We start from the raw sequence: 5920 nt of genomic DNA, 5'->3' as shown, positions 1-5920 counted from the left end.
ACGCGAGCTCCTGGCAGATGGAATGGCGTCGATAACCACCCATCTACCAGGAGCTCGCCCCGTTCAGGGCCACCACACGCCCGAAGATCCACATCCGTGACCAGCCCCGAGTTTCAAAATGCCCACTAAGACGCGCCAGGGGGCGGGGGCGCCGTGCTCGATCAGGCGCGGCACGGCCTCGGTGTCCAAGTGCTCCGCCACGAGGTCGCCGACTGACCGCGTCCGAGGTCGTCCCGGCGATCAACAACGCGCCCGCCATCCGCGCGCCCCCTCCCCCGCCGCGTCGGCGGACTGCCATCATCCCGTCATGCCCGCCGAACCCGTCACCACCGTTCTGGTGCACAGCCCGTTCCTCGGGCCTGCCAGCCTGCGCCCGCTCGCCGACGCGCTGGCCGCGCTCGGGCATCCCGCCGTCCTGCTCGACCTGCGGCCCAGCGTGGTCGCGCCGCCCGTGCACCAGCGGCTCATCGGCGCGTTCGCCGACGCCCTGTCCGATGCCTCGCTGGTGGGGCCGGTGATGCTGGTCGGGCACAGCGGCGCCGGGCCGCTGCTGCCCGCGTTCGCCGAGGAACTGGAGGACGACGTGCGCGGCCTGGTCTACCTCGACGCGGGCCTGCCGACCCCCGGGCGGAGCTGGCGCGACACTGTGCCGACCGAGGTGTACACCCGGCTGCGCGAACTCAGCCGCGACGGCCGACTCCCCCGCTGGCAGCACTGGTTCGACACCGACCCGCTGCCCGAACTGGTGCCGGACGACGCCCTGCGCGCGGAGATCGCCGACGAGGCGCCCGAGGTGCCCATCGCGTTCCTCAAGGAGGCCTGCCCGAGCGTCGAGTGGACCGGCCCGTCCGGGTACGTCGCACTGTCGGCCGCCTACGCCGACGACCTCGCCAGTGCCCGCGCGCAGGGCTGGCCGGCGCGCGAACTCGACTCGCACCACCTGGCCACCGCGACGAACCCACGCCCGGTGGCCGTCGCGGTGCTGGAGGTGTTGCTCGACATGGCTAGGGCACGGTAAGGATTTCGGCGCCCGTGTCGGTGACCAGGATGGTGTGCTCGAACTGGGCGGTCCAGCTCTTGTCCTTGGTGGTGACCGTCCAGTCGTCGGACCAGATGTCGTAGTCGATGCCGCCGAGGGTGATCATCGGCTCGATGGTGAACGTCATGCCCGCCTCGATCGTGGTGCTGACGCTCGGCTCGTCGTAGTGCAGCACGACGAGTCCACTGTGGAACGAGCGGCCGATGCCGTGGCCGGTGAAGTCCCGCACCACGCCGTAGCCGAAGCGCTTGGCGTAGGCCTCGATGACCCGGCCGATCACGTTGAGCGCGCGGCCCGGCCGGACCGCCTTGATCGCCCGCAGGGTGGCCTCGTGCGTGCGCTCGACCAGCAGCCGGGCCTCCTCGCGCACCTCGCCCGCGAGGAACGTGGCGTTGGTGTCGCCGTGCACGCCGCCGATGAACGCGGTGACGTCGATGTTGACGATGTCGCCGTCCTCGATCAACGTCGAGTCGGGGATGCCGTGGCAGATCACCTCATTGAGTGAAACGCAGCACGACTTGGGGAACTTCCGGTAACCCAGGGTGGACGGGTAGGCGCGGTGATCGAGCAGGAACTCGTGCACCACCGCGTCCACGTCGTCGGTGGTGACGCCCGGCTTGACCGCCCGACCGCCCTCCTGCAGGGCCTGCGCGGCGATGCGCGAGGCCACCCGCATGGCCTCGATGATCTCCGGCGGCTGCACCCACGGGTCGGTGTTCTTCGCGGGCGCCGGCCGGTCCACATACTCGGGACGGGCGATGGTCGAGGGCACGGGGCGGCGGGGCGATTGCTCGCCGGGCAGCAAGGGGGCACGCACGGACATGCCCCCCACCCTACGACGCCGAGGTCAGCCCAGGGCGCCCAGGAACCTCGATGTGGCCTGGACCGCCGGGCCGGACTCACCCGCGTCGGTGATGAGCACGGCGAACGCGAGGTCGCCCTGGTAGCCGACGAACCAGCCGTGCGAGCGGGTGCCGTCGCCGAACTGGGCGGTGCCGGTTTTGCCGCGCACGTCCGGCAGCGGCGCCAGCGCGCCTGCCGTGCCCGCCGTGACGACCTCGCGCATCATGTCCCTGACCGGCCCCAACACCGCCACCGGCACCGGCTCCGGCGTCGTGTCGATCTTGGTCTCCGACCCGCGCACCAGCACCGGCTTGGGCACGGAGCCGGAGGCGACCGTGGCCGCCACGATCGCCATGCCGAACGGGCTCGCGACCACCTTGCCCTGGCCGAACCCGTCCTCCGCGCGCTCGACCTTGCCGGTCGCGGGCGGCACGGACCCGGTGATCGTGGTCACCCCGGGCAGCACGAAGTCGACGCCCAGCCCCAGTTTCTTGGCCATCGAGGTCAGCTCGTCCGGCGCCATCGTCACGGCCAGCTCGGCGAAGGTCGTGTTGCAGGAGAAGGCGAACGCCGAGTGCAGCGGGATGACGCCCTTGTCGAACTTGTTGCTGTTGGGCACCTGCCGCCCGTCGATCACGGTGGTGCCCGGGCAGCCGAGCGGGGTGTCGGCGGTGACTTTGCCGGAGTTCAGCGCCGCCGCCGCGGTGACGATCTTGAAGGTCGAGCCGGGCGGGTAGCGACCGGTGAGCGCGAGTTGGCCCTCGGCGTCGGCGGGCGCGTTCTGCGCGACGGCGAGCAGCTCGCCGGTCGAAGGCTGGATGGCCACGATCATCGCGGGCGTCGGCACCCCCGCGATGGCGTTCTGCGCCGCGTTCTGCGCCTGCTTGCTCAACCCGGACCGCACGGCCTGCGCGGGCTCCGCCGCCTTGGCGAACAGCTCCTCGACCTCGGCGCCCGCGCCGTCCACGGTGTGCACCCGCCAGCCCGACTTGCCCTCGACCTGCTCCTCCACGAGCTTGCGGATGGCGGGCAGCAGGGTCGGCGCCAGCTTTTTGTCAACCGTCAGCAGCCGCGACGCGGCGGTGAACCGGACGCCGGGCAGCTCGTAGATCAGCGAGCGGACCTTCTGGTAGTCGGCGTCGCGCAGCGCCACGACCTGGTAGGCCGCGCCCGCCTTCGCCGCGCCGTCAAGGATGCTCTGGGGGGTGATCGCGGGATCGATCCCGGACAGCGCGCTCGCGAGCTGCCCGGCGATCGCGTTCGCGTCGCCCGCCTTGGCGGGCTCGAACAGCACGGAAATCACCCGTTCGGGGGCCAGCAGCGGCTCGCCGTCGCGGTCGAGCACGGGCGCCAGCTCCGGCTCCGCGTCCTGCACGGCGACGGTCTGCTGGGCGGTGAGCTTCGGGTGCAGCACCGTCGGCGCCCAGTGCACCTTCCAGGCGCTGTCCTCGGTGCGCAGCTCGAAGGTGCTGTCGTAGGACCACAGCCTGCCCCGGCCGAGGTCCCAGGTGATCTGGAACGTGGCCTTCGCGGTCGACTCGGCCGCCTCGACCCGCTGGACCTGGGCGATCACCGTGGCAGGCTTGAGCGCGCCGCGCACCTTGTCCATCAGCGCCTTCGCCGACTCGGCCGAGTCGGTCTGCTGGGCCGCGCTGGTTGTGTCGCCGCCCGCGAACGCGGCCAGGAACTGGCGGGCCGCGTCGTCCGGGCTCGGGTCGGAACCGAACACACCGCACGCGGACAACGGCAGCACAGCGACCACGGCGGCGAGAACGGCCAGGGGACGACGGAGGGAGACGCGCACGGCCGCAGTATGCCGGGTCAGAACAGGATGGTGGCGTACTGGCCCACCTGGGCGAAGCCGATCCGTTCGTACGCCGCGCGGGCGGGGGCGTTGTAGGCGTTGACGTACAGGCTGGCCGTGCGGCCCATGTTCTCCACGAGCCGCTGCACCACGGCGGCGGTGCCCACGCTGCCCAGGCCGTGGCCGCGTCGGTCGGGGTGCACCCACACGCCCTGGATCTGGCCGACCGCGCTCGACAGGGCGCCGATCTCGGCCTTGAACACCACGTCGCCGCCCTCGAACCGGGCGAACGCGCGGCCACCCGCGATCAACTCGGCCACCCGCGCGCGGTAGCTGGTGCCGCCGTCGCCCGCGCGCGGGTCGATGCCGACCTCCTCGATGAACATCGCGATCGCGGCGGGCAGATAGCGGTCGAGTTCGTCGGGACGGACCGGCCGCACCAGCGAGTCCGGCGCGACCTGGGGCGAGGTGGAGATCGCCATCAGCGGCTGGTCGTCGCGCACCTCGCGGGCCGGGCCCCAGTCGGACTCCAGTTCGGCCCACAGCCCGAGCACCTGCTCGGCGGGGCCGACCATCGAGGAACACATCCGCCTGCGGCGCAGGGCCCGGTCGGCGAACGCTCGCAGGGCGGATCGCTTGCCGCGTAAGGGAATCAGGTTGGGTCCGGCGAAACAGAGCGCGTCGAGGCGACCCACGGTGCGCAGGCCCCGGATGTCGCAGCCCCACACCTCGCCGCCCAGCCGCCACGGGTCCAGGCCGACGGACTCGATCCTGGACGCGACCATGCAGGACGCCACGGGGTCGGCGGTGAGCACCGCGCGCACCGCCTGACCGTCCCGTTCGTCGAGCAGCCGCGCTCCTGCAAGCCGCAACACCCCTCAAGCCTGCCAGATGGCGGGTTGGTGGGGAAACGTGAGTTCAGCCAATGAGCGCGGTGCGCAACTGAGGAGTACACAACAACTCCACCAGGTCGTAGTCCCGGCCGAACACAACCCGTGCCCGTGGACTCGACGCCTGCCGAACCATCGCCTGACACACGTCGGCGCAGGACTGTTCGCGGATCGACCGCAGCGCCGCCGCCATCGCGGGTTCGTCGCGCCGGTCCCGAGCGCGCCGCCAGTCGCGCAGAATCAGCCCGACGACGTACCGCGCATCCAGCCTGCCCCGCACCAGCAGCGGACGGTTGAGCCCGAACACGTCAATTGTCGTGCTGCCCTTGACGCACCCGTTTCTGGGGCGGTACTCGCCTACGGACAGCGCGAGGACCAGGTGATCGAACGGGTCTTCGCTGGTGGGGTCGACGAGTAGCGGGCGACCATGCTCGTCCAGCGGAAACACGTCGCGTTTGCAATGACTGTTACAGAAGGAACAAGCGAGCAGGTGGTTGAGCCAGTCGAAAGTCCGCATCGGGGCGCGCGACAGCGGGTCGAAATGGTCGATGTCGGTGCCGAGATTGTCGCCGCAGTACATGCAGAACTGTCGGCCGGGAGCCATGGCCGCCAATGTCTGCCGGATCACATCGCGCGTCGGGCCACTGGCGCGCCACAGCGTGCGTGCCACGGATGCCTGGGGATGCGGTGCGGCGGCAATCCTGGCAGTGAACTCGGCAAGGCGGCTGGTGACGCTCGGGGCCAACTCCGGCCGGACAATGGGAATCAAGCGCCGCTCGTCCCGTTGTCGCCGAGCCTGGCGGCGATCTCGCCGACCCTGGCGACCGGTGAACTGGTCAGCAGGTCGCGGAGCTGTTCGTAGCGACGTTCCTGTGTCTCGTCGGCGGTGTCAGTCACGACCGCGACCTCAAGGTCCGCCAGTTCGCGCCGCAGGGACTGGGCCCGGTCGGAGTACGGCGTGTCGAGCCCGAACAGGTCCGACAGCACAGCGTCGTCGCCACTGCCGAAAACGATCCGCTCGTAAAGATCCTGTCCTACGACCATTGGCGGCTCGTCCTGGTCCGGGCCAGGTAGCCGAATGAGACCGCCAGGATCGGCTGCCTGGCAGATGTACGGACTGTGCGTGGTGACCAGGAACTGGACTTTCGGAAAATGCGCTTTCAACCAACCGCCGATACGCTTCTGCCAGGAAACGTGGAGATGCGCATCCACCTCATCAATAATCACCACCCCCGGAACCGATACGGCCACCGTTCCGTCGCGTATTTCGATCTGAATCGTGCCATACGCGTCTTTTATATAATTTTTCAGATAAAAAAAAAAGGTAGCCAACCTTACATAAAC

General features: G+C 70.0%; 6 protein-coding genes. 1 reads left to right on the top strand and 5 read right to left on the bottom strand.

Going from position 1 to position 5920, the window contains the following annotated elements; translation table 11 throughout:
* The first annotated feature begins 307 nt into the window (after positions 1-307).
* On the top strand, positions 308-1018 hold the full coding sequence (locus ACT4N7_RS16120; protein WP_444829547.1) for an alpha/beta hydrolase: 711 nt from the start codon (positions 308-310) through the stop codon (positions 1016-1018).
* On the opposite strand, the gene map is transcribed toward ACT4N7_RS16120, so the two are convergent.
* From map to ACT4N7_RS16095, 5 genes are all read right to left on the bottom strand, one after another.
* The gene (gene map / locus ACT4N7_RS16115) at positions 1005-1862 is read right to left on the bottom strand and encodes a type I methionyl aminopeptidase (RefSeq protein ID WP_444829546.1); all 858 of its coding nucleotides are present in this window, start codon (positions 1860-1862) and stop codon (positions 1005-1007) included. The genes ACT4N7_RS16120 and map overlap by 14 nt on opposite strands.
* Positions 1863-1886: 24 nt before the next feature.
* Positions 1887-3686: a penicillin-binding transpeptidase domain-containing protein gene (locus ACT4N7_RS16110; RefSeq protein ID WP_444829545.1), complete on the bottom strand. Its 1800-nt coding sequence runs from the start codon at positions 3684-3686 to the stop codon at positions 1887-1889.
* A 17-nt stretch (positions 3687-3703) separates the two neighbouring features.
* Positions 3704-4561, bottom strand: a complete 858-nt coding sequence (locus ACT4N7_RS16105; RefSeq protein WP_444829544.1) for a GNAT family N-acetyltransferase — start codon at positions 4559-4561, stop codon at positions 3704-3706.
* A gap of 43 nt (positions 4562-4604) precedes the next feature.
* Entirely contained in the window at positions 4605-5345 is a 741-nt protein-coding gene (locus ACT4N7_RS16100; protein ID WP_444829543.1) for an HNH endonuclease, read from the bottom strand.
* A partial coding sequence (locus ACT4N7_RS16095) for an AAA family ATPase (RefSeq protein WP_444829542.1) occupies positions 5342-5920 on the bottom strand: 579 nt, incomplete at its 5' end. The genes ACT4N7_RS16100 and ACT4N7_RS16095, both read right to left, overlap by 4 nt.

Source organism: Actinokineospora sp. (genome assembly GCF_052390155.1).
Taxonomy (GTDB): domain Bacteria; phylum Actinomycetota; class Actinomycetes; order Mycobacteriales; family Pseudonocardiaceae; genus Actinokineospora.
This window is presented reverse-complemented; position numbering and strand designations above follow the sequence as displayed.

Bases quoted from the DNA above. Each gene is read 5' to 3' on its own strand.
- ACT4N7_RS16120 (WP_444829547.1), top strand. From the start codon at position 308: ATGCCCGCCGAACCCGTCACCACCGTTCTGGTGCACAGCCCGTTCCTC.
- map (WP_444829546.1), bottom strand. From the start codon at position 1,862: ATGTCCGTGCGTGCCCCCTTGCTGCCCGGCGAGCAATCGCCCCGCCGC.